Below are 24,320 nucleotides of genomic sequence, written 5' to 3' on the forward strand. Positions count from 1 at the left end.
CGTTCGTTCAACTCACTTAAGTGAACAACTAAAAAAGGCAGGACTTACGTCCTGTCTTTTTATATGTCGTTTTTTTATTTTTCGTAATCAATAGGATAATTTTTATCTTCTCTTTTTTAATTGCCATCCTATAATCATTTGCCAGGCGTAACGCGCTCCTAACGGTTGTCTGGATTTTCGTATCCTTTTTTAACTATTTTTTCACCTTTACAGGTATTGATTCTTTGGCCTTCAAATTCTACGATTCCGCAATTTGCTCCATTACTCATTGGTACATCTTCTACTATTGATTCTTGGTATTGTTTAATTTTTTCTATTTCTTCGTTTGTTTTTTCGTATCCAAATTTATCTTCTTGTTCAAGATCATCTGCTTCATATACTTGTTTTTCTTTATTACTTTCCATAGTATTCTCTCCTTTATCTCTTTAATAGAGTATACCCATTTTTTCGCAATTTAAAAGACCCCTGCGGGTCTTTTATTTTAATGGGTTGCTCCACCTGTTACGCTTAAATCTTCCTTATTATCGTATTTTACAATTGCTCTAATAGCTGCATTTAATCCTTTTACAATATCTTCAAGGCTCATTGAAGCTGTATCTTTTTTATCTACTACTTGTTCTGTTAAATATGGTACGTGGATAAATCCTGCTTTGATGTTTCCATATTTTTCAGCTAAGTATAGGTCTTGGTACATTATGTGGTTACATACAAAGGTACCTGCAGTGTTTGATACGCTTGCTGGTAGATTTTCTTTTTTGATTTCTTCTACCATAGCTTTGATTGGTAGAGTTGAAAAATATGCTGGTGCTCCGTCTTCTCTAATAACTACATCAATTGGTTGGTTGCCCTCGTTATCTTCTATACGAGCGTCATCTTCATTGATTGCAACTCTTTCTACAGTGATACCATATCTACCACCTGCTTGGCCAATTGATAAAACTACATCTGGATTTACTTCTTTGATTTTTTCTTCAACTACATCAGCTGCTTTGTGAAATACTGTTGGTATTTCTAGTTTAATTATTTCAGCACCTTCTATGTTATCATCTATTCTTTTTACTGACTCAATAGCTGGGTTTGTTGGTTCTCCACCAAATGGGTCAAATCCTGTTACTAAAATTTTCATATATTCCTCCTAAAACGCCCAAAATCTCATTAAAAGTATGTGGGCAATTATCATTAATATTGAGAATGGGGCTTGTTCTTTTATTACCCCATTTCTATCCTTCATTTCTAATAATCCTACTGGAAGTACGTTAAAGTTACCAGCCATAGGTGTCATTAATGTACCACAATATCCTGCTGTCATAGCAAGGGCTGCTGCTATTGCAGGATCTGCTCCTTGGGCAATTACAAATGGAACACCAATTCCTGCTGTAATTACAGTAAAGGCTGCAAAAGCATTACCCATAATTGCAGTAAATATTACCATGCCTAGGACATAAGCAATAGATCCTGTCCAAGGGTTTACTGTTGGAATCATACCACCTATAATAGATGCAATAACATCACCAACACCAGCTGCAGCAAAGATTGCTCCTAAAGCTGCTAAAAGTTGTGGCAAGATTGCTACTGCTCCTACCTGTTGGACCATCCTATCAGATTGTTTCATCATAGTACCAAAGCCTGATCTTGTCATAATCATAACTACTATAATTGCAACAATTGCTGTAAAGCCTAGGATAGATGAAGATGAATCTGGGATAAGCTTTGCAAGAATAATTGCAAGAACTGCCATTACTATAACTGGAATAAATATTTTATTACCTAGTCTAGCTGAACCTTCTACTTCTAATCTTTCATCATTTATAATAGCACCCTTTACCATGATACCATTCATAAGTGAAATAAGACCTATGATTACTACAAGGATTCCTGATACCATAGATGGAATTAATTTTCCAAAGGCAAAAAGTGTACCTAAAATTAACCAAAATACTACGGTGGTAAATTTCTTTTCATTATCTTTTGATCTTGCTACTCTAAAGGCTGTATAGAAAAATTGTAGACCTATTAATACATATATAAATTCTAAGAATTTTGGAAAAAAGTCTGCTGTTGGCATTCCAAATATTGTTTGCATTATTTAGCCTCCCTTAATTTTCTATCATCAATGATATTTTTAATAACTCCTAGGGCTAAACAAATTAGAGCTATCGGTAGAGATTTTGCTGCAATATCAGCGTTTGTTACAGGATAACCTAATGATTCCATTTGTCCTGTAATTAAAAGCACCCCACCTGCCCCAATAAAAGTGTTTTGAGCAAAAAAGTTACCGAAGTTTTCCATAGCTGTAGCACGAGCTTTTAACTTTTCGCTTTGTTCTGGTGTGATGTTACCATTTTGTTTTTCGACAGCTGCTTCTGCCATTGGGAATATAATAGGTCTAACAAATTGTACTAGACCATAAATTCTCATGGATAGGAAACCAGCTAATTCTCTAAATAACAAATAAACATTAAATAATGCACCTGGTGATAAGTTTTCACGTTTTTTAACTAATTTTTCTGCTGATTGTTTTAATCCATATTGCTCAGATAAACCTATAACTGGCAAGGTAATGATAAATAGGGTTACTATTCTTTGGTTTACAAAGTTTTCGCCAAGGATGGTTAGAAATTCTGGTATTGAAATACCTGCAACCATGGCTGTTACGAATCCTGATAATATAACTGTAAATACAATATTTAATTTAAAAATAAATCCTAAAACAATTATCAGAATACCTATAAGTTTTAAATATTCCATATAAATCCTCCTTTGAATATTTTTCTAATCGTAAATTAATATCAGGAGAAAGTCAATAAGTATTTTTGAAAGATATTGCCTATAAAATAACAAATAAAAAAGGCTATCATTAGCCTTTTTATTTTTTAAGTTTCTCAAGCCATTCTTTTTGTATAGCTTCCATTTCTTCTTCTAATTTACTACCTAAATCTTCTAGCTCATCATCTGTAAATAATTTTTTAGCTACTTTTGCAAACTCATCTTCTTCCTCATCCATATGATGGGTTCCGATTTCTTCAAACACACTAAATTTTGCATCCCAAGTTTCATTATCCAAAGGAGTGTTATTTAAAACTCCTAGCTGAAACATGATTAATGAGTGTTCTTCTGGCATTTCTAAAATAGTAGCCTTATCCTCTTCGCTCTCACATTTTTCTAAGGCTTTTGGAAATACTATATTTTCCTCTGCCTCATGGTGGCCAGCAAGTTTTGCATAAACTTTATAGAAGGTATTTTCTTTGGTTTTTCCCTTTGATGATTTAACCTTTTCTATTAAATCTTTTACTTCACTGTGGGCTTGTTCATTTAGTTTTAAATAGTTCATAGGCTGTCTCCTTAATTTTATTTACTCCTATATTATATTAAATTAATGAATGTATAGCAATGGTTTAAAAATGGTATTATATAAGAGAGGTTACTATAGAGTATAAGTAATTAGCTGAAAAGATTTGGAAGATAATTTAGAAAATTATTATATAATCGATGCTAGAACAAAAGAAGAATACGATGAAGGCCATGTACCTGGATCTATTAATATTCCTCATGAAGAAGTTTTAAACCATATCAGTAAAATAAAAACTATAAGCCCCTAGTTATTATATTGTAGTTCTACTAGAAGAAGCGAATATGCAGCAGATATTTTAACTCTTGCAGGCTTTAATGAAATAACTATCGCCCCTGGTAATAGATTATATAATTATAAAATGACAAAATAAAAGTTCCTAGTATTTACTAGGAACTTTTTATTTATTTAAAAATTCTAATACATCATCATAGGCTATTTTATTGTCTTTTTCATTTAAGATTTCATGCTGCATATGGTCGTATTCTTTATAAGTGATATTTTTATAGCCTGCTTTTGCTAGAGTATCGATAGAGTTTTTTAATCCATTAGTTGATCCTGTAACTATATCATCAGCACCTGTTGCTGAGTGAATTCTTAGATTTGGATTTTGCAATTTATAGTTGTTTACTTTAGCCATCTTATTGTTTAAATCTATAATCACTACAACAGCTCTTTCTAAAAATTGAAAGACTCTAAAACTATCATTTCTCTTTTCTATAATATTATCCATGTTATAAGATATCCAAGTATCATACCCATCTCCTGGTAAGAGTGGGGTTAAAACTGCTGGTTGATATTCTCCAAAATAAAAGCTAATGATATTTCCTATAAATACTCCAAATGGAGCTATTTTGCTGTGCTCTACTGTACCTATTAAAACTAATTTTTCGATTGTATCATCGTAATTTTGTAAGTACATACGAGCAACCATTGACCCCATAGAGTGGCCTATCATATAAATTGGTAGATCAGGATATTTATCATGGATAAAGGAGTTTATCACATAAGCATCATCAACTAATTCTTCTGAAAGTCTCATATATCCATTAGGATATTTTTCTGAAATACTTTTACCATGACCTCTGTGATCGTGGGCTATTACTATATATCCATCATTAACTAAATAATTAATAAAATCTACATAGTTATAGGAATGTTCTGCCATGCCATGGACTAGTTGGACAATCCCTTTTGGGTTTTCATTTTCATGAAGTCTTACAAATATATCATGACCGTCCGTATTGGTAATATACATTTCTGTATGATCGTCAAAACTTTGTTTTTGTTTTACAAACCACTTTTTCCCAATATTCATCTTTTTGTAATCACTAGTTTTCTTTAGGTAGTGAATTTGAGGCAAGATTAACAAAACAATTATGATAGGAAGTAACCAAGAATCCATAACTAATCCTCCAATTTAATTACATTAATCGCGGAAGGCCCACGTGGTTGGTCTATTATTTCAAAGGAGACTTCATCTCCTTCTGATAATTTTTTATAAGTTTCATCAGAGATTATACTTGAAAAATGCACAAAATAATCTTTATTTTCAGAATTTATAAATCCATATCCCTTTTTATTATCAAAAAATTTTACAATACCCTTTGCCATTACATGCCCTTTACTGCACTAAATAATATCCTTTGGCTATCATCTTTTACCCTGCCAAAGTCATCTTCATCATAAGTTTTTACATCCTTAAAACCTGCTTGTTCAACCATTTTAGTAACTTCATTAGTCCTATAAATTCTTTCTTGCTGGTACTCATAGATTCTATCATAGGATCCATCTTCATTTTCCACAAAGAAATTAAGGTGCATATCTACCAAATCATCTTCATAGAAATTGTCCCAAGTATAGAAAATATCTTCATATTCGTAAACATAGCAATTTGAACCAAAAACTTGCGTCATTTTGTACTCTGAATTGATATCAAAAACCAAAAGACCTTCATCTTTTAAATTTTTATAACAATTATCAAAAAGTTTTTGTAGGTCTTTTGGATCTGTCACATAGTTTATAGAATCAAGCAGGATGACTATTAAGTCGTATTTACCAGGATTCTCAAACTCCACCATGTCATAGTAAATAAGATTGATATTATCATTATCGTATTTATTTGCAAATACATTAAGCATATCTGGTGATATATCTAAGGCATCAATATTTTCAAATTCATCAAAAAAATATTTTGTAAGCATCCCAGATCCTGCGGCAAGTTCTAGCATATTTTCTTTTTTAATTTTATATTCTTTTGCAAGCTTTAAGATATTGTCTGCGTAGCCCTCATAGTCTAAATCAAAACTTAATTTATCATATATATAAGAAAAATCTTCATACATTTTATATACCCCTACTTTCTAATATAGTCCTTGCACTTTTTAGAAATAAAATCTGCAAGGTATACTAATATTAAATAGCATAACATATACAAGGTAATTTCTGAATACTTAAAGAAACTCATAGCAAGCTTAAAGGCCATACCTAGGCCACCTGCTCCTACAAAACCAACAACTATTGTCGTTCTAATAGTAACTTCCCACCTGTATAAAATATAATTTATAAACTTTATACTGGTTTCTGGAAAAATTCCATAGAGTAAAGCTTGAGAGGTGCTAGCTCCGTTTAAACTTAGATTTTTTATAGGTCTTGGATCCATTTCTTCTATAACCTCTGAACAAAGTTTTGCTAAAACACCAAAGTTATGGAGGCCAAGTGCCAAGGCTCCTGCTGGTAAACCTGGTTTAAATATAAATACTAAAATCATAGCCCACATTAGCTCAGGAATAGCTCTTGTTACTAAAAATAAGAATCTTGCAATATAAAACATTATTTTTCCAAAAATATTATTTGATATTAGGCTTTCATTTCTTACATTTCTGGCAGAAAATACTACAAATATAAACATTAATATACTAGCAACACCCATGGCAATTATACTTAAAATGAGGGTATCAAAGCTTAATTTTAGGGCTTCTTTCCACTTAGACGGATCTTTAAAAGCTGGTAATTCTTCGCCTCTTCCTAGCAAACCATTCATAAAGTTTGTAAAATATTCTTTGTTTTTATCACTAAAAAGTTCGCTTATATTTGTATTATTATTTCTAAATAAGCTTATATAGGATAAGATAATCAATACTAAAAGAATGATAGCAGTAAATTTGACCCTATCCTTACTAGAGGAAGTCTTTCTTAAACTATTATTCCAAGCACTTATAATTAAAACTAGGGCTATTAGAAAGTAAATATATATCCAGACCCTAGTAAAATTCATATCTTGGAGGGCAAGTTGAATTTGAAAACCTAATCCACCAAGACCTACGAAACTTAAAACGGATGAGCTTCTTACAGCACATTCTAATCTATAGAGGGTGTAGCTTAGCATTTCTTTAAAAGCTAGGGGGAAATAAACATAAAAAAGCGCCTGCATATTGCTAGCCCCGCTTAGTTTGGCAGCTTCTACTGGTTTTAAATCTACTTCCATTATTAAGTCAGCATAAACTTTACCAAGGGCCCCCGCATACGGGATAGCAATGGCTATTACTGCTCCAAGTGGATTTAAACCAATTGCTGCAACAAATATCCATGCCCAGACTAATTCATGGATGGCTCTTAAAAATCCTAATATACCTCTAGCAATTTTCATCACTATTTTGTTTTTAAAAATAACTCCAGCAGCCAATACTCCTAGGATAAGGCCAAGAATAATTGCAAGAGAAATAGAAATTAAAGCATAGGATAAAGTTAGCCAAGTAGCATCTAAGGCTTTTATCAAAATCGGTCCAGATATATCAGGATGGACCATAGCCTTAAGCATGGATTTTAAAATTGGTATGCCTCCTGCATGGATAATACCTGCCGACCAATCTATGTAGGTTAATGATAATATAAAAATAATTAGTAATATAAATAATAACCTTAAGGGTCTGTTAGTAGATTTACTTCTCATACTAAGTCCTTTTTTATTTGGTAAAGATTTTTATAATCTACTTCCTTAATCTCGCTTACCTTTTTGTCAAAGACTATTTGCCCATCTCTTAAAGCAATAGCCCTATCAAAATATTCTTTTACAAGTTCTACTGAGTGAACACTAGCTAGCAAAGATTGGTTATTATCTTTGGCAAGATTAGTTAAAAGTTCTAATATTTCTTTACTACGGGCTGGGTCTAGGGATGAAACTGGCTCATCTGCTAAAATTAGTTTTGGATTTTGTACCATAAGTCTTGCTATGGCAACTCTTTGTTTTTCTCCACCTGATAGTAAAGAAACTTTTTGATTGGCTTTATCTTTTAAGCCTACCTTGGCTAAAGTTTCTAAAGCAAGGTCTTTTTCTTTTGTGTGAATTAAATTTACAAATGATTTACCAAATCCCCACTCGTTAAACCTACCTATCAAAACATTATTAATTACTGATAAAGAATCCACTAGGTCAAAGCTTTGGCGGATGATACCAACTTTTTTCGCCCTTAGTTTATTATTTTTTATTTGGTTGATATTTGTATTATCAACGATAATTTCACCATTATCTGGGCTTAATACATTAGTAATTAAATTTAAAATAGTAGACTTACCAGCCCCAGAAGGGCCAATAAGTGCTACTATTTCATTTGTTTTTATATTTAAATTTACATTACTAAGAATGACCTGTTCATCAAAACTTTTATTCAAATTTTTTATAGTAAGAATTGAGTTTTCCATTGATTAATTTAACATTCCTAATTGTTCTGCAACTTCTTTAATTAAGTCGTAGTTTTCGTTTTTAGTTTCGATAAATTCTTCTGTTGAAAGTAAGTCCATGATTTTGCTATCTTCTTTTTTCATATTTAAGATAGTATCTTTTACTTTTTGTGATGTTCCTTCACCAAATTTTTGGTCAATATCTTTATTTAAAGTCCAGTTGTAATCATAGAAGTCTGGAGTTCTATAAAACTCTTCTACTTTTGTTTCATCTACTAGACCTTCTTCTAAGGCTTTTTCCCAGTATTGAACATTTACTGCCCCTGTTTGGAAAGCTCCTGATTCTACAAGTTTATAAGTTTTATCATGAGAACCAGAATAATTTGGAGCACCATCAAAATCTTCATCAGGATTGATTCCAGCTTCTGTTAAGAAATATCTTGGCATTAGATGTCCTGATGTTGAGCTTTCTGATCCAAAGGTAAATGTTTTGCCCTTTAAATCTTCAAGACCATTTAGACCTAATCCTTTTTGTTCAATGAATACTGATTTAAATTCTTGGTCAGATGGTCTTTGAGCGAAGGCTTCTGCTTCTGGAACTTTATTTAAGGCTTGAGTTACAGTAAGTCCTCCAAACCAAGCTAGGTCGATCTCTCCCCTATCAAAAGCAGTAACTAATGATGCATAGTCTACTGTTGGAACAAATTCTACTGGTGTACCAATTTCATTTGATAAATACTGAGCAAAATCATCAAAAGCTTCTTCCATTTCAGCTTGGTCAAAGTCAGGAATGGCACCTATTTTAAAAACTTCACCATCAGTTGCTACTGTTTGTTCAGTAGTATCTTCTTCTACTTTAGCTTGCTCATCTGTATTTGCATTGTTTGAACAAGCTGTAAATATTAGAATAAAGCTAGCTAATAAGGGTAACAAATATTTTTTCATAAATATATCCTCCTCCATAATATTTATAATTTAATAATATATTAGGAAGAGGATTTAGTCAAATAAATATCAGTTTATTTTTATAGTTTAATTACTTTAAAAAAAGATTTATTTATCTTTTATTTCGTCTAGAGAAACTTTTGTTTTTCCTAGTAAATCTTCGTAGTTAGTAAGTTTCTCACGTTCTTCATTTACAACTGCTTCTGGAGCCTTGTTTACAAAATTTTCGTTATTTAACTTACCACTTGCTCTTTTGATTTCGCCTTCTAGTCTTTTTATCTCATCTTTTAGACGAGCACGTTCTTTTTCATAGTCCATTAGGTCATCTAAGCTCATTAGAACTGAAAACTCGTTAAATACTAGGTTTACTAAGTTTTCTTTTTCACCTTCAAATTCTTCTTTTAGGTAGATATCTACTTCATTTGAATTTGCTAGGTTTTTAAATTGTCCTTTTAAATTCTCTAATAGATTTTTGTACTCTTCATTTTCCGCAAGGATTATTAGATCTTGTTTGGTTTTTGCACCAACATTTAAGGTAGCTCTTTGGTTTCTAATAGCTGTAATCGCTTCTATTGCTGAGTTTACTGTAGCTTCTTCGCTTATAAATTCAAAGTCCTCATTAAATGTTGGCCATTCTTCTACTATAAGCATATCATCTTTATTTGGTAGAGCTGAATAAATTTCTTCTGTTATAAATGGCATAAATGGATGAAGTAAAGCTATCATTTTGTTTAGTACATAAAGTAGAACTTTTTTAACATCTGCTTTTGCTGCTTCATCATCACTATTTAATCTTAGTTTAGCAAATTCTATATACCAGTCACAGTATTCTTCCCAGATAAAGTCTTCTATTCTACTAGCAGCAAGACCGATTTCATATTTTTCAAGGTTTTTTGTTACTTCTTCTATAACATTATTTAGACGTTTTAAAATCCACTTATCTTCTAGGGCAAGATTTTCTACTTTAGAGAAGTCTAGGTCATCTCCTTGATCGATATTCATTAATACAAAACGAGTTGCATTCCATAATTTATTGGCAAAATTACGGCTAGCTATGATTCTTTTTTCATCATAACGCATATCATTGCCCGGACTATTTCCAGTAATAAGGGTAAATCTTAGAGCATCTGCTCCGTATTCGTTTACAACATCTATTGGATCAACACCATTTCCTAGAGACTTACTCATTTTTCTACCTTGTGGGTCACGGATAAGACCTGTAAATAATACATGATCAAATGGAACTTCTCCTGTTGTATATAAAGAAGCAAATACCATTCTAATAACCCAGAAGAATATAATGTCATATCCTGTTACTAAAATATCTGTTGGGAAGAAGTAATCTAATCTATCATTTTCTATAGGCCAACCAAGTGTTGCAAATGGCCAAAGAGCTGATGAGAACCATGTATCAAGGGTATCTTCTTCTTGGGTAACATGAACTCCATTTAGCATACCATTTTCATCTGGTTCTTCTTCTGAAACTATGATTTCTCCATCATCAGTGTAGAATACTGGGAGTCTATGTCCCCACCAAAGCTGACGGGAAATTGTCCAGTCTCTAATATTATTTAGCCAGTTCATGTAAGTTTTACCTAGAGAATCTGGTATCAATTTTAATTCTCCATTTTCATAAACTTCAGCTGCCATTTTTGCAAGCTCATCCATTTTAACAAACCATTGCTTAGAAACAAGTGGCTCTATAACAACTTTTGTTCTTTCACTGTAGCCTACTGCATGGGTTAAAATTTCAGTTTTTACTAGGTAGCCTTCATCTTCTAATTGTTTAACTAAAAGTTTGCGAGCTTCGTATCTATCAAGGCCAGAATACTTTCCATAATCATCTGTAATATGTCCTTTTGTATCAATTACAATACATTGACCAAGATCGTGGCGTTCTCCAACTTCAAAGTCATTTGGGTCATGGCTTGGTGTTATTTTTACACAACCTGTACCATATTCCATATCTACATAGCTATCTTCAATTAGTGGGATCTTTCTACCTACTATTGGTAAAATTAAATTTTTTCCAATTTTATCTTTAAATCTAGGATCTTCTGGATTTACTGCAACTGCAAGGTCACCAAACATGGTTTCTGGACGGGTTGTTGCTATTGTGATGTACTCGTCACTATCTTCAAAGAAATATTTGATATACCAAAGATTGCCCTCTTTTTCTACGTGGTAAACCTCTGCATCTGAGATTGCTGTTTCAGCTTCTGGATCCCAGTTTACGATTCTATTTCCTTGGTAGATTAAGCCATCATCATACATTTTCTTGAAAACTTTTTTTACTGCACGAGTTAGGTTTTCATCCATAGTAAAGCTATCATAGTCCCAATCGCAAGAAACACCAATAGTTCTTAATTGTCTTTTGATAGTACCGCCGTATTCTTCTGTCCATGCCCAAGCTTCTTCTAAAAACTTTTCGCGGCCTAATTCTTTTTTTGTATGGCCTTCGCTGCGGATTTTGCCAACTACTTTTGCTTCTGTAGAAATAGATGCATGGTCTGTTCCTGGTATCCAGAGCGCTTCAAAACCAGCCATTCTTTTATAACGAATTACTATATCTTGGATAGTGTTATTTAGGGCATGACCTAAGTGTAGTTGTCCAGTAACATTTGGAGGTGGCATCACTATTGTAAATGGTTTTTTATCTTTATTTACATCAGCTTTAAAGTATCCGCCATCTTCCCATTTTTTATAGATTTCTTTTTCAAATCCACTCGGATTATATTTTGTTTCCATTATTTCTCCTTTAAAATTCATTAAAAAAGGTGGCAAGGCCATAGCTCTAGGACGAGTTATCGCGTTACCACCTAAATTCCTTTTGTAATTAAAAGACTCTTATCGTACTTATGCGTACCACATTGAAATATACATAAAAGCAACCTTCAAAAGCTTGTGACTAAAGATTTACACCAACCATCTTCTCTCTTAAAGTACTCACAGTTTACTCCTCTTTTATTATTTCATATTTAATTCTTTTATTATTATATTACCATAAATAATTTTGTCAAAAACATACTTTATAACTAAATTTTGATAAAATTCTTTTGTGAAAATATTTTCATATTTACAATTTAGTGTTATAATATCTTTAGGGTTAAAGGAGGATAATTATATGGATTTATTTGTGTACATTATATCGGATACAGACGGAGTAGGTATGGCAAGGTTGGCTTATAATACTATGGAAAAATTTGAAGTTGAATATAAAGAGAAAACCTTTACCAATGTGAAAACAAAAGATAACCTATCCTCTATATTTGATGTAGTAAAAGAAGATATAGGTTCAAAGATAATTTTCAATTCTCTAAATGACCCAGAGCACAATAAGTTTCTTAATGAACTTAGCAAAAACGAAGATATCTTAACTATCGATTATACCAGCTATTCCTTAAATAAAATTAGTAAATTTTTGGGATTGGAGCCTATGAATGGCTTAGCTGATGATGATTATAAGATAGTTCATCATTATAAGAGACTGGATGCTTTGGATTTTGCTATAAAATATGATGATGGCAGAGATTTTAAGGGACTAAAATATTGTGATATATGTATTATAGGAGTTTCAAGATCTTCCAAAACCCCACTATCAGTGTATCTAGCCAGCATAGGCTATAAGGTTATAAATGTACCAATTTTACTAGAATCTAGAGTTCCACGTGAACTTTTTGAAATTGATTCTAAAAAAATATTTGGTCTCACTTTAGATAAATATAGACTGCAAAAAATTAGGCAAGAGCGACTTAAGTCTATAAATCTGTCATCTGACTCAAATTATTCTGATTTAGACCGTATTGAAAAAGAAATTGCCTATGCCAACGAGCTAATGGAAGACCTAGATTGTCAAATCATAGATGTTACTTATAAATCTATTGAGGAAATATCAGAATACATAATCAGTAGCATTGAAAATGTAAATTAGGAAGGGGAAAAACATGAGCGAAAAATATGTTTATGGTTTTAATGAAGGCAACAAAGAAATGAAAGCCCTTTTAGGTGGTAAAGGTGCAAACCTTGCAGAAATGACAACTATGGGAATTTCTGTTCCTTATGGTTTTACTGTAACCACCGAGGCATGTACAAGATTTTATAAAGAAGACCAAAAGCTATGGGATGATTTAAATAAAGAAGTTTCTGAACATATCAAAGGCCTTGAAGAAGCCAGCGGAAAGACATTTGGTTCTACAGAAGATCCGCTGTTAGTATCAGTTAGATCTGGTGCACCTATATCCATGCCAGGTATGATGGATACTATTTTAAACCTAGGTTTAAATGATGATGCAGTTATAGGTTTAGCTAAAAAAACAGAAAATGAAAGATTTGCCTATGACTCTTACAGAAGATTTATCCAAATGTTTGCAGATGTGGCTATGGGTCTTGATAAAAATAATTTTGAAAGATTACTAACTGCTAAAAAAAATGATAAAGGCGTAGATCTTGATACCGAGCTTAATGCAGAAGACTTAAAAGAATTAGTAGATGAATATAAGGAAAAATACAAAGAATTAAAGGGCGAAGACTTCCCACAAGATCCTCGTGAACAACTTGACCTTGCTATTTCTGCAGTATTTAAATCATGGGGCAATGACCGTGCTATCCTTTATAGAAGGCTAAATGATATTGACGATGCTATGGGAACAGCAGTAAATGTTCAGTCCATGGTTTTTGGTAACATGGGAGATAATTCAGGAACAGGTGTAGCATTTTCAAGAAACCCAGCTACTGGTGAAAATAAACTATTTGGAGAATATCTAATCAATGCTCAAGGTGAAGACGTAGTAGCAGGTGTTAGAACTCCACAAGAAATAGCTACCTTAAAAGAAGCTATGCCAGAAGTTTATGAAGAATTTGCAAGTACAGCAAAAAAATTAGAAGAGCATTACCAAGACATGCAAGATATGGAGTTTACTATCCAAGAAGGAAAATTATTCCTCCTTCAAACAAGAAATGGTAAAAGAACTGCTCATGCTGCCGTAAAAGCTGCAGTAGATATGGTAGAAGAAGGCCTAATTGATAAAAAACAAGCAGTACTTAGAGTAAATCCAAAAGACTTAGACGGCTTACTCCACCCTACCTTTACAGAGAAAGCTAAAAAAGAAAATGAAGCAGTTGCCAAAGGACTTGCAGCTTCTCCAGGAGCAGCTGTTGGTAAAATTGCCTTTACTGCCAAAGATGCAGCACTAAGAGCAACAAATGGTGAAGATATAATCTTAGTTCGTGAAGAGACTTCTCCAGAAGATTTAGAAGGAATGGTAAAAGCAAATGGTATCCTAACTGCCCGTGGTGGAATGACAAGCCATGCTGCAGTAGTTGCTCGTGGTATGGGTAAATGCTGTGTATCTGGTGCAAGCGAAGTCCATGTAGATGAAGATGAAGGAACCATGAGAATTGGCGATAAAGTTTATACAAAAGATGATACAATTTCTTTAAATGGATCTACTGGTGAAATATTTATAGGAACTCTTGAAACTCAATCCCCACAACTAGAAGGAAACTTCGGAACCTTTATGCAATGGGTTGATGAGTTTAGAGATATGAAAATAAGAACAAATGCTGATACACCAAGAGATGTAGAGCAAGCTCTAGAATTTGGTGCAGAAGGAATCGGCCTTTGCCGTACAGAACACATGTTCTTTAAAGAAGATAGAATCTTCCAAGTGCGTAAGATGATTTTAGCAAATGACCTTGAAACAAGAAAATCTGCCCTAGATAAAATCTTACCTATGCAAGAAGATGACTTCTATCAAATCTACTCACTTATGGGTGATAGACCAGTAACTGTTAGACTTCTCGATCCACCACTTCACGAATTTTTACCAAGAGGTGAAGCAGAAATTAAAGATTTAGCTGTGGATCTTGGCATAGAACCAGCAAGAGTAAGAGAAAGAATTACAGAACTAGAAGAAGTAAACCCAATGCTTGGTTTTAGAGGGTTAAGACTTGGTGTAAAATATCCAGAAATTTCTCGCATGCAAGCTAGAGCAATTATCCAAGCTGCTATCCACTGCCATGAAGAAGGCAATGAAGTGGTGCCAGAAATAATGATTCCTTTATCAAGTGATGTAAAAGAATTAAAATATGTAATAGATGAAGTTAATGACGAAATCAAACAAGTATTTAAAGAAAAAGGAAAAGAAATCAAATACTTAGTTGGCACAATGATTGAAATTCCAAGAGCTGCTATTACAGCTGATGAAATTGCTGAAATTACAGATTTCTTTAGCTTTGGTACAAATGACCTTACACAAATGACCTTTGGTTTATCAAGAGATGATGCTGGTAAGTTCTTACCACTCTATCTAGAAAAAGATATATTTGCCAAAGATCCTTTCCAAGTATTAGACCAAAAAGGTGTAGGATTTTTAGTTGAAACAGCTGTAGAAAAAGGAAAATCAGCTAATAATGACTTACACCTAGGTATATGTGGTGAACACGGTGGAGAACCATCAACTGTAAAATACTTATACAATGTAGGTTTAGACTATGCTTCATGCTCACCATTTAGAGTTCCAATTGCAAAACTAGCTGCTGCCCAAGCTGCTATAGAAAAACAAGATAAATAATACAAATTAAAAAGACCTAGGTTTATATCTCTCCTAGGTCTTTTTTGTATTATTTAGATCCCTGTAACTCTTCTTTTGCATGGACTAATTGGGTTATAAAATCATTGTAAGGGGTTAATATATTATGATTTTTCTCTTTTTAACTACAGCTGGTTGTTTCATGACAGTTAATCCAAAATTATTTGCAACTAAAAATTCGGTCATAAGTGGAGTAAAAAATTGAAACACTTGAACAATTCTTAAAAACTCAATTGCAAATGTAGAATCTGAAAATATTTTTAAAATAACTGCTAAAAAAGCGTTTGGTATAAGAGCAATTACTATAATTTGAAAAATTAAAAATAATCCCTAGAATTGCAGTTCTAGGGATTAATTGTTAGATTAAATTATTTTCTTCTAACCAAATTTCTACATCTGTTCCTTTTGCTTTATCTTTTATACCTTTAGCTACTAGTTTTGGAACTGGTAGATTTGGTTTTTCATAATCATTTAAAGCACTTATAGCATTCATTATATATCTAATATCGTATCTTGAAGCGTATACTTCTGGTATTCCTTTTTCTACTCCACATAAGGCATAGACAGCTTCCATAGCAGTTCTACCTGAGTATTCTGTGGTAAAGACTGTATCTCTACCTGGTCTGTCTAAAGTTTCTGCAAATTGTCCTAAGAAGGCAAAGTTTTTAGCTCCTTTTGGAACTACATATGGTCTATCACCAAACTCACGTGGTTCAAAGTGACTTGTGATGTATGGCATCATTACTGGAATTGCAGAACAATCTTGAGCTAGTCTGTCAATTTCTGATATAGGTACCCCTATATGGTATAACCATTCTTTTGTTATTTCTTTACCTGTACAATCTCTCATAGGTTTGTCTATATAGTTACCTTTTTTATCTGAGAATAGTCCATATACCCAAACACATACATCCTCTTCTGGTTGACCTACGTATTGAGGTTGTCTATTTATTGTCCAACTCATTAACCAATTTGAGTCATGAACGGTTACTATACCCCCTGTTACAGTTTTACCTGTATATGGACTTCTTTGGGTAATTTTTTCTATATAATCAATTACTTCTCCACCATGGACTGTGACTGTACATGATTCCCAATTTGTTCTTTCTACATCTGAACAGAATTTATCTGGATGACCAAATTCGTCAGATTTTAAAGCTATATTTCTCCATAATTCCCAACTACCACCAAGATCAGCAGTTAGAGTTGCTGGTGTATTATCATCTCCATAGCTTGTGGATTCTGTCATAGAACCATTAGTAATAAATACTAAATCATTTTCGGATAAATCAATAGATTTATCTTCGCCCTTACTGTTTTCCATTACTAATTTAGTAGCAACTTTTTTCTCATCTGTTATATCAAAATCAACATCTTTTACAGTTACACCATATTCGAATTTTGCACCTTGGTCTTTTAACCATTTTACAATTGGTTTTACTATTGATTCGTATTGGTCATATTGTGTAAATTGTAGAGCTGATAAATCTGGTAGACCTCCAACGTGGTGGATAAATCTGTTTAAGTATAATTTCATTTCTAAAGCAGAGTTCCAGTTTTGGAAGGCAAACATAGATCTCCATAAGGTCCAGAAGTCACTTTTTAAGGTTTCTTCGCTAAATACTTCATCAATTTGTTTATTTACTAATTGATCATCAGCTGTAATAGTTAAATCTATTATTTCTTTTAAAGCTTTATCACTAAGATTGAATTTACCATTGTCATATCTTTGACCATTTTTATGAATGATACGACATTTACTGTAGTTAGGGTCATCTAAGTTTGTATAAAAGAAATGGTCTAGTATTGATTGATCAGGGTCTTCAGCTGATGGAACTGCACTATATAAGTCCCAAAGAATCTCAAAATGGTGACCCATTTCTCTACCACCACGCGCTACATAGCCATGGTACTCATCTTTATAATCACCATCTAAACTACCACCTGGCAGTTCAAGTTGTTCTAAAAATGTAATATTTTCTGGGTTCATATGAGCATCTTTTACTAGAAATCCACCAGCAGATAAGGCAGCAAGGCCTGTTCCTATTATATATGCCTTTTTATCGTCTATATCTTTAGGTTTTCTAGCATTGACAAGAGAATGGTAGTTACCATTTACAAAATGAACTCTATCATCATAACTTTTTTTATTCATTATTACTCTCCTTTATGATAAGACAAATTTTTTAGCTGGTATATTATATCAGTTAAAATATCTAAAATATCTTATATTTTTATATTACCCCCAAAACTATTTACTAATCATTTATATTTTTTTAGCATTATAATAATTTTATAAAAAAATATTTACATAAGTTCATTTATAATTTAATTAATGTTAATTATAATTGATTTTCAGTCAAAAAAACCAGCAGTAACTGCTGGTAATTTTAAATATGCTTTCTTATTAAATTTATAGTTAGCTCATCCTCTACTAGTTTGATATCTGCTTAATCTATTAGATATCCGATTACCTTAAGCTCATCCTCACTATCAGAGTCGAGTAAGTCATCATAATAATCATCGTAGGCAAATATTCTAGGATAATCTAGGTCTTCTTTTAATTTGTTTATATTTATAGATTCAGCATCTACCTTGCCTCTTATGCTTATACTAGTAGCCTTATCGTCAATATTTATACTTGCATTTATATTTTTAAATGTATGGATTACAAAGTACTCTATTAGAACATTTAAAATTTTTCTAGCCTTATCTCTTTCTCTAAACACGTTTTCGCCTTTCCATAAAATCCTTATATAGGGGTACCAAAACTGCAGCTACTATACCACCCGCTAGGCCGTTGTTATATAAATTGATTCCACCATGGATCAAGCCTGTATTTGTAGCTACTGCTTTGTGGGAAAAACCTGCAAAAACACCTGCTAAAAATCCAAATTCACCTGCTATGGGAGCTAGGGTAGTAGAAAATAACCATCGTGAAATTTTACAAAAGATGAAGACACAGGGATAATTGCTAATCCAATTATAATACCAGCTATAAATCCAAGCAATAATCCCACTGGTAAAGAAAAGTCTAAACCAAAGACTAATAAACTAATTAAGGGACTTATACCAGTTACAAAACACATGATATGCATAAAATTTGATATAGGATATTTTTTTATTTTTGTATATAAATAAACCCCTATCATTAAAGGTAAAGAGTTTAAAATATTTTTACCAAAAAAACTAAAACCTATTATGTTAAAAATACCAGCAACCAAGGCCCCGGTCATTAATGCACTACTTTTTTCAGCTAAAAAAAGAGAAATTAAAAGCATAAAGCCAGCATTTACAAAGCTAGCTCCTAGTCCCCCTATTTCCATATAATCTGATACTAGAATACTAGGAGATGTAACTATATTAATAATTCCTCGGTAGATATCAGTTACAGAATCTAGACTTAGGCCAAATATAATGAGGATTAGGCTAAAAATATAAAAGTCTCTATACTTAATCTGACTTAATTTCTTCATTTTATACTTTTACCGCTTTACTTCTTAATTTAAAGTCATCTAGAGATATCTTATATATACTTGTCATATCTAAGCTTCTTTCAATAGGTATATTAAAGTAATCCATCTTATCTGGTGTATATTTTTGGCAGATAGCTCGCATGGCCTCGACCTTTTCTTCATTTTCTAAAACTAATTCAGCATGACCATTTACAATTACAGACTCAAAGCTTGTTGTAAAAACTGTATTTACAAACTTACCGTGTTTATCTGGGTCTGCCACCATTTCTTTTATTTGATCTTTATTATATAAGTCTGGTACCTCTACTTTTCCGACCACGCTGATACTAACCCTAGGATTAGCATTTAAAAATTCAATCTTTTTGCCATTTTTACCTGTATGAAAGTAAAGGTTATTATCTACCCTTGCTATTGACATAGGTATGCCGTAAGCTTCATTGTTTTTTGCCATAGAAACTACACCATATTGGGCCTTGTCAAGTATTTCATAAGCCCTTTCCTTTTTATTTATCATATACTCTCCTAAAAATCTTTGTATACTACAATTATTTATCTAATTATAAATTATAAATAATTTATTGACAATGAAAACGTATTTTTATATTAGCTATTTTACTTGTGGCTTATATTAAATTTTTGTAAAAATACATGAACGGATCGAAAAAATACTGATATGTTTACTGTAGACATAATACTAGTTCTAATTAGTTTAATATTTACCAAAAAGGAGCTGATATGGATAAGGGTGATTTATGTACTTGTCTTGGAGAATGTTTATTTGTTCTATCATCATTTTTGGAAAATAATGTTAATTTTGAAGAAATGAATACTTATAAGTTAGGGTTGCCGTAAGGTAAGATGGAATGGTCGAATATATTCCTTGGACTCCTAAATATAGTAATTATAAAGTAAATGAAAATGATATTAACAAACCTTGTGAGCCTTAGGCTTTATGGAATTATCCTGAGGCTGACTTTATTTATTTTTGCTGGTTATGTAAAATGTTTTTCTTCTAAATAAAAAATAAGTCTACAATAGACTTATTTTTTATTTCCCGCCATTCTCTCTTTACCCCAGTAGAATAAAGCAATAGTTCCTGGTCCTATATGGCTACCAACGGTAGGTCCGATATTAAATATTTCTACTTCCCCATCTATATTTGGGAAGGCTTCTTCTATCATTTCTTTAGCCTCATTGGATAAATCCATATTATCAGCTGTAGAAATAAATACTTTGTCGTTATAGTCTGATCCTCCAATAGCATTTGCCTGCATTTTTTCTAAAATAGTTTTAAGAAGCTTTTTGCGAGTTCTAATCTTACCTGTAACTATCATGTGACCATCATCATTGACTTCTATTAATGGGCAAATGTGAAGTACTCCACCAATACTTGCAGCAGTTTTTGATATCCTACCTCCACGAGCTACATATTCTAGATTTTCGTTACTAGTGTAGTTTATAACGTGAAGTTTATTCTCCTCTGCCCACGTGTAAAGCTCTTCTATACCCATGCCATCTTTTTTAAGGTTAGCAAGTTTTGTGACTAAAAGCCCTACACCCGCTGATGCCATTTTGGAATCTACCGGGTAAATTTTTCTATCTGGATAATCTTCTTTTAAAATATTTATAGCTTCTAATAGTGATTCATACTGACTAGACATACCTGTTGATAGGCAAATGTGTACTACATCATTGCCTTTATCTAGTAATGGTTTTAAATATTCTAAATATTCTCCAGTGTTTATTCTGGAAGTTGAAGGTGCTGCTCCCTGTCTCATATTGTCATAGAAAGTTTTCATATCTAGTGATTGGCCAAAATCATCTAAATAATTTTCACCATTTAATTCATAATTTGCATTTATCACACTAACATCAAGTTGCTTTACGTATTCTACTGATAAGTCCATAGTGGATTCACAGCTTAATATGTAATCAGTCATACATCCCCCTTTTAGGAATTTTTTAATAATATTTATTTTAACATAAATGTATTATAAGTCTATATACATCTCTACCTAATTAGGCTTATACCCTTATTTATAAATTGTTAATAATTTCTGCGCTTACTATATTTTTATTAAATGAAACATTATATAAATCTAATATGAAGTATGGCTCATCAATAGTTACATTAGGATAAAACTTTCCTTTAGAAATAGAGACTCCATCCAAATAAATCGAAAAATCGTCCTTACATTCACCTATTACCACGTATTGAACTATAGGGTAAATAATATTACCCTTATCATTTATATAAGGATATCCTAAATCAAAGGGTTTTTGAATATTAATATTTCTTTCATTAAGATAGTTATAAAGATCCGGATAATTGTTTATTACATTTTGATAATAAAACAAGCACATTTCACAATCGCATAAGTCATTATAGTTTTTATAAAATTCTTTGGTTTTTAAATAATCTATATTCATAATTCTTCCTTAATAATATTAGTCTTATCATCGGTTATATTATCATTTTTATTTAAGCTATTCAATTTTTAAAATAATTAATGTATAATTAATTTATAAGAAACTTTTAGGAGGAATTATGAAATTAAACAAAGTTTTTTCGTTAGGAATGACTCTAGCAACTGCTTTTGCATTTACTGCATGTGGAAACAATGGTGCTGAAGATACAGCTAGCACAAATGATACTGCAAGTACTGAAACTACAGATGCAAATACTTCATTTGATAAACTAACTGTACAGTTTGTACCATCTCGTGACCCAGATGAAATTATTACAGTTACTGAACCTTTAAAAGCTATGTTAAAAGATGAACTAGCAAAAGAAGGTTACGATGTAGAGGATGTAGATATATCTGTGGGTACATCTTATGAAGCCACAGGAGAGGCAATGAGCGCTGGCACTGTTGATGTAGGATTTATCCCTGGTGGAACTTATGTAACTTATGATGATGGTGTAGACGTTATCTTAACAGCTACTCGTGATGGACTTTCTGTAGACTCAGATGATCCTAAAGAATGGAATGATAAAGCTCCAATTGAAAATATAGATGAACAAGTAACATTTTATAGAGCCTTAGTACTAGCTGGCCCTTCTGAAAAAGGAAAAGCATTAGCAGAAAAAGTAAATAACGGCGAAGAATTAACTTGGGAAGAACTTAACGAGTTAAACTGGGCAATTATGGGACCTACTTCATCAGCAGGATACCTTTACCCATCACTTTGGATGAAAGATAAATTTGACCATACTATTTCTGACTTATCAAATGCTGTTCAAGCAGACTCATACGCTTCTTCATTCTCAAGACTTGCAACAGGTCAAGTTGATGCACTTGTAACTTATGCTGATGCAAGACTAGACTATGCTGAACAATGGCAAGGTGAATTTGGTGGAGCAAATGATATTTTCGATGATGTACAAGTAATCGGTGTAACAGATAAAATCATGAACGATACTATTTCTGTTTCAAAATCAAGCGAAAAAATGACACCAGAATTTATTGAAGCTTTACAAAATGCCTTTATTAACATTGGTAAAACCGATGAAGGTAAAGAAGTAATTGCTATTTATACCCACAAAGGTTATGAAAAAGCAAATCCAGCTGACTATGATGCTGAACGTGAAGCTCAAAAATTAGCAAGAGATGCCAACTAATAAATATAAATAAAAGAAAATATAGACCTATGCCCTAAAGGCTTTAGGTCTTATTTTTTAGTAAATAAGGAATTATTAATGATAGAATTTAAAAATGTTTCAAAAACCTATGATGGTGGTTTCCTAGCCCTAAAAGATATCAATCTAACCATTCCTGATGGAGAATTTGTATCTATAATTGGTTCTTCAGGAGCTGGAAAATCGACTCTTATTCGAACTATAAATAAAATGCACGATATATCTAGTGGACAACTGATGGTATATGGGAAGGATGTATCAAAATTAAAGGGGCAAAATCTTAGAGACTACCGCCGTACAATTGGTATGGTTTTTCAAGGTTTTAACCTTGTAGAAAGAACTACAGCTCAAAAAAATGTACTTTCTACATTTGTACCTGACCTAAACTTTTTTCAAAAACTATTTGGTATTTATACTAAAGATATGAAAAGAAAGTCACTAGAAGCTCTAGATAGTGTCGATATCCTAGATAAGGCCTACTCACGTACTGATGCCCTATCTGGTGGACAAAAACAAAGAGTAGCACTTGCTCGTACCATTGTCCAAGATCCAAAAATAATTTTAGCTGATGAACCTATCGCAAGCCTAGACCCTGTTTCTAGCCGCCAAGTTATGAATTACTTTAAAATGCTAAATAAAGAATATGGCATAACAGTAATAATTAATATCCATGATGTAGAAACAGCTTTAGAGTATTCTGATAGAATCCTTGGTATCAAAAAAGGTGAGCTTGCTTTCGATGGTAAACCATCTGAAGTAAATCAAGCTGTAATCAAAAATATCTACGGCCAAGATCCAAAAGATATTGTGGTGGAGTAAAATATGGCTAATATTTTTAAAGCAAAAACTATAACCCTTTCAAACGGAAAAGTAGTTGAAGAGAAAAAATCAAATACTTTATTAATTTCTATATTACTTCTTGCTTTTTTAATCCTAGCTTTAAGGGTAACAGGTTATGATTCAAAAGTACTTGCAAGAAATGGCCATAATTTATTAGTAATTTTAAAAGACTTATTTAATCCTGACTGGGACTACCTACCAAAGGTTATAGGACCAACAATTGATACAATCAAAATGTCTTTATTTGGATCATTTTTAGGGGCTCTCTTATCTCTACCAGCCGCTTTTTTAGCTGCATCAAATATGGTAAATAATAAATTGGTAAACTGGATATTTAAATTATTATTTACTATACTACGAACCCTGCCTACACTAGTAATAGCATTAATTGCAACTTATGTTTTTGGCCTAGGAACCTTAGCTGGTACCTTTGCAATCTTTGTATTTTCCTTTGCCTATGTAGGAAAACTAATGTATGAAGAAATAGAAACTCAAAATCTAGGAGCCTATGAGGCTATGATTTCTTTGGGTTATACAAAAGCTATGGCATTTTTTAAAGGAATTATCCCATCAATTATGCCCACATACCTTTCTACAGCCCTTTTTAACTTTGAAGGAAATGTACGCTATGCATCTATTTTAGGTTATGTGGGAGCTGGTGGCCTTGGCCTTTTAATTAATGAGAACATCGGTTGGCGTGATTATAACAGAGTAGGTACTATCTTATTTGCTCTTGTAATTACTGTTTTTGTTATAGAGCTTATTTCTAGAACAATTAGAAAGAAACTATCTTAGGAGGA

25 protein-coding genes are annotated in these 24,320 nt (G+C 32.4%); 6 read left to right on the forward strand and 19 right to left on the reverse strand.

All coding sequences use genetic code 11. The annotated features are described in order from the left end of the window. Positions 1 to 158: 158 nt before the first annotated feature. The 5 genes from AB9Q04_RS00005 to AB9Q04_RS00025 all read right to left on the reverse strand — a co-directional run bounded on the left by AB9Q04_RS00005 (position 159) and on the right by AB9Q04_RS00025 (position 3,331). Entirely contained in the window at positions 159 to 404 is a 246-nt protein-coding gene (locus tag AB9Q04_RS00005) for a hypothetical protein (protein ID WP_410023357.1), read from the reverse strand. Between the two features lie 77 nt (positions 405 to 481). Then, entirely contained in the window at positions 482 to 1,126 is a 645-nt protein-coding gene (pcp, locus tag AB9Q04_RS00010; RefSeq protein ID WP_410023358.1) for a pyroglutamyl-peptidase I, read from the reverse strand. Positions 1,127 to 1,135: 9 nt separating this feature from the next. After that, positions 1,136 to 2,083: a 5-oxoproline transporter, DUF979 family subunit gene (locus AB9Q04_RS00015; RefSeq protein ID WP_410023359.1), complete on the reverse strand. Its 948-nt coding sequence runs from the start codon at positions 2,081 to 2,083 to the stop codon at positions 1,136 to 1,138. Then, on the reverse strand, positions 2,083 to 2,748 hold the full coding sequence (locus tag AB9Q04_RS00020; RefSeq protein WP_410023360.1) for a DUF969 domain-containing protein: 666 nt from the start codon (positions 2,746 to 2,748) through the stop codon (positions 2,083 to 2,085). Before AB9Q04_RS00020 ends, AB9Q04_RS00015 begins: the two co-directional genes overlap by 1 nt. A 118-nt stretch (positions 2,749 to 2,866) precedes the next feature. After that, positions 2,867 to 3,331: a hemerythrin domain-containing protein gene (locus AB9Q04_RS00025; RefSeq protein ID WP_410023361.1), complete on the reverse strand. Its 465-nt coding sequence runs from the start codon at positions 3,329 to 3,331 to the stop codon at positions 2,867 to 2,869. A gap of 124 nt (positions 3,332 to 3,455) precedes the next feature. On the opposite strand from AB9Q04_RS00025, the gene AB9Q04_RS00030 reads away from it, so the two are divergent. Beyond that, on the forward strand, positions 3,456 to 3,599 hold the full coding sequence (locus tag AB9Q04_RS00030; RefSeq protein WP_410023362.1) for a rhodanese-like domain-containing protein: 144 nt from the start codon (positions 3,456 to 3,458) through the stop codon (positions 3,597 to 3,599). Positions 3,600 to 3,749: 150 nt separating this feature from the next. Here the strand turns inward: AB9Q04_RS00030 and AB9Q04_RS00035 are convergent, their stop codons facing one another. The 7 genes from AB9Q04_RS00035 to AB9Q04_RS00065 all read right to left on the reverse strand — a co-directional run bounded on the left by AB9Q04_RS00035 (position 3,750) and on the right by AB9Q04_RS00065 (position 11,722). Further along, the gene (locus AB9Q04_RS00035) at positions 3,750 to 4,754 is read right to left on the reverse strand and encodes an alpha/beta fold hydrolase (RefSeq protein ID WP_410023363.1); all 1,005 of its coding nucleotides are present in this window, start codon (positions 4,752 to 4,754) and stop codon (positions 3,750 to 3,752) included. 2 nt (positions 4,755 to 4,756) lie between these two features. Next, a complete protein-coding gene (locus AB9Q04_RS00040; RefSeq protein WP_410023364.1) occupies positions 4,757 to 4,963 on the reverse strand; it encodes a cold-shock protein in 207 nt (68 codons plus the stop codon). Then, positions 4,963 to 5,694, reverse strand: a complete 732-nt coding sequence (locus AB9Q04_RS00045; protein WP_410023365.1) for a class I SAM-dependent DNA methyltransferase — start codon at positions 5,692 to 5,694, stop codon at positions 4,963 to 4,965. The genes AB9Q04_RS00040 and AB9Q04_RS00045 overlap by 1 nt, the downstream gene beginning before the upstream one ends. Before the next feature lie 11 nt (positions 5,695 to 5,705). Beyond that, positions 5,706 to 7,301 (reverse strand): PhnE/PtxC family ABC transporter permease, encoded by a 1,596-nt coding sequence (locus AB9Q04_RS00050; protein WP_410023366.1) that lies wholly within the window; start codon positions 7,299 to 7,301, stop codon positions 5,706 to 5,708. Next, positions 7,298 to 8,050, reverse strand: coding sequence for a phosphonate ABC transporter ATP-binding protein (locus AB9Q04_RS00055; RefSeq protein WP_410023367.1), 753 nt, complete (start codon positions 8,048 to 8,050; stop codon positions 7,298 to 7,300). The genes AB9Q04_RS00050 and AB9Q04_RS00055 overlap by 4 nt, the downstream gene beginning before the upstream one ends. 3 nt (positions 8,051 to 8,053) lie before the next feature. Then, positions 8,054 to 8,974 carry a putative selenate ABC transporter substrate-binding protein gene (locus AB9Q04_RS00060; protein WP_410023368.1) on the reverse strand — a complete coding sequence of 307 codons (921 nt, stop codon included), beginning with the start codon at positions 8,972 to 8,974 and terminating at the stop codon, positions 8,054 to 8,056. Between the two features lie 108 nt (positions 8,975 to 9,082). Then, positions 9,083 to 11,722 carry a valine--tRNA ligase gene (locus AB9Q04_RS00065; protein WP_410023369.1) on the reverse strand — a complete coding sequence of 880 codons (2,640 nt, stop codon included), beginning with the start codon at positions 11,720 to 11,722 and terminating at the stop codon, positions 9,083 to 9,085. Between the two features lie 376 nt (positions 11,723 to 12,098). On the opposite strand from AB9Q04_RS00065, the gene AB9Q04_RS00070 reads away from it, so the two are divergent. Continuing rightward, positions 12,099 to 12,905 (forward strand): pyruvate, water dikinase regulatory protein, encoded by an 807-nt coding sequence (locus tag AB9Q04_RS00070; protein ID WP_410023370.1) that lies wholly within the window; start codon positions 12,099 to 12,101, stop codon positions 12,903 to 12,905. Positions 12,906 to 12,918: 13 nt separating this feature from the next. After that, positions 12,919 to 15,546 (forward strand): pyruvate, phosphate dikinase, encoded by a 2,628-nt coding sequence (gene ppdK, locus AB9Q04_RS00075; protein WP_410023371.1) that lies wholly within the window; start codon positions 12,919 to 12,921, stop codon positions 15,544 to 15,546. 376 nt (positions 15,547 to 15,922) lie between these two features. On the opposite strand, the gene AB9Q04_RS00080 is transcribed toward ppdK, so the two are convergent. From AB9Q04_RS00080 to AB9Q04_RS00110, 7 genes are all read right to left on the reverse strand, one after another. Beyond that, complete coding sequence (locus AB9Q04_RS00080; RefSeq protein ID WP_410023372.1) at positions 15,923 to 17,719, reverse strand: oleate hydratase; 1,797 nt, start codon at positions 17,717 to 17,719, stop codon at positions 15,923 to 15,925. Between the two features lie 295 nt (positions 17,720 to 18,014). After that, complete coding sequence (locus AB9Q04_RS00085) at positions 18,015 to 18,293, reverse strand: hypothetical protein (protein ID WP_410023373.1); 279 nt, start codon at positions 18,291 to 18,293, stop codon at positions 18,015 to 18,017. Continuing rightward, positions 18,286 to 18,579, reverse strand: a complete 294-nt coding sequence (locus AB9Q04_RS00090) for a DUF1576 domain-containing protein (RefSeq protein WP_410023560.1) — start codon at positions 18,577 to 18,579, stop codon at positions 18,286 to 18,288. Before AB9Q04_RS00090 ends, AB9Q04_RS00085 begins: the two co-directional genes overlap by 8 nt. Then, positions 18,477 to 19,040: a DUF1576 domain-containing protein gene (locus AB9Q04_RS00095; RefSeq protein WP_410023374.1), complete on the reverse strand. Its 564-nt coding sequence runs from the start codon at positions 19,038 to 19,040 to the stop codon at positions 18,477 to 18,479. The genes AB9Q04_RS00090 and AB9Q04_RS00095 overlap by 103 nt, the downstream gene beginning before the upstream one ends. 1 nt (position 19,041) lies before the next feature. Then, positions 19,042 to 19,554, reverse strand: coding sequence for a pyridoxamine 5'-phosphate oxidase family protein (locus AB9Q04_RS00100; protein ID WP_410023375.1), 513 nt, complete (start codon positions 19,552 to 19,554; stop codon positions 19,042 to 19,044). Positions 19,555 to 20,080: 526 nt separating this feature from the next. Further along, entirely contained in the window at positions 20,081 to 20,980 is a 900-nt protein-coding gene (locus AB9Q04_RS00105; protein ID WP_410023376.1) for a DegV family protein, read from the reverse strand. Positions 20,981 to 21,077: 97 nt separating this feature from the next. Beyond that, positions 21,078 to 21,470, reverse strand: a complete 393-nt coding sequence (locus AB9Q04_RS00110) for a hypothetical protein (protein WP_410023377.1) — start codon at positions 21,468 to 21,470, stop codon at positions 21,078 to 21,080. Positions 21,471 to 21,588: 118 nt separating this feature from the next. Between AB9Q04_RS00110 and AB9Q04_RS00115 the strand changes: the two genes are divergently transcribed. The 3 genes from AB9Q04_RS00115 to phnE all read left to right on the forward strand — a co-directional run bounded on the left by AB9Q04_RS00115 (position 21,589) and on the right by phnE (position 24,315). Beyond that, positions 21,589 to 22,662, forward strand: a complete 1,074-nt coding sequence (locus AB9Q04_RS00115) for a phosphate/phosphite/phosphonate ABC transporter substrate-binding protein (RefSeq protein ID WP_410023378.1) — start codon at positions 21,589 to 21,591, stop codon at positions 22,660 to 22,662. 78 nt (positions 22,663 to 22,740) lie between these two features. Continuing rightward, positions 22,741 to 23,499, forward strand: coding sequence for a phosphonate ABC transporter ATP-binding protein (gene phnC / locus AB9Q04_RS00120; RefSeq protein ID WP_410023379.1), 759 nt, complete (start codon positions 22,741 to 22,743; stop codon positions 23,497 to 23,499). Between the two features lie 3 nt (positions 23,500 to 23,502). Then, positions 23,503 to 24,315 carry a phosphonate ABC transporter, permease protein PhnE gene (gene phnE, locus AB9Q04_RS00125; RefSeq protein WP_410023380.1) on the forward strand — a complete coding sequence of 271 codons (813 nt, stop codon included), beginning with the start codon at positions 23,503 to 23,505 and terminating at the stop codon, positions 24,313 to 24,315. The last annotated feature ends 5 nt before the right edge of the window (positions 24,316 to 24,320 follow it).

This window comes from Anaerococcus groningensis (assembly GCF_046365465.1).
GTDB lineage: Bacteria > Bacillota > Clostridia > Tissierellales > Peptoniphilaceae > Anaerococcus > Anaerococcus groningensis.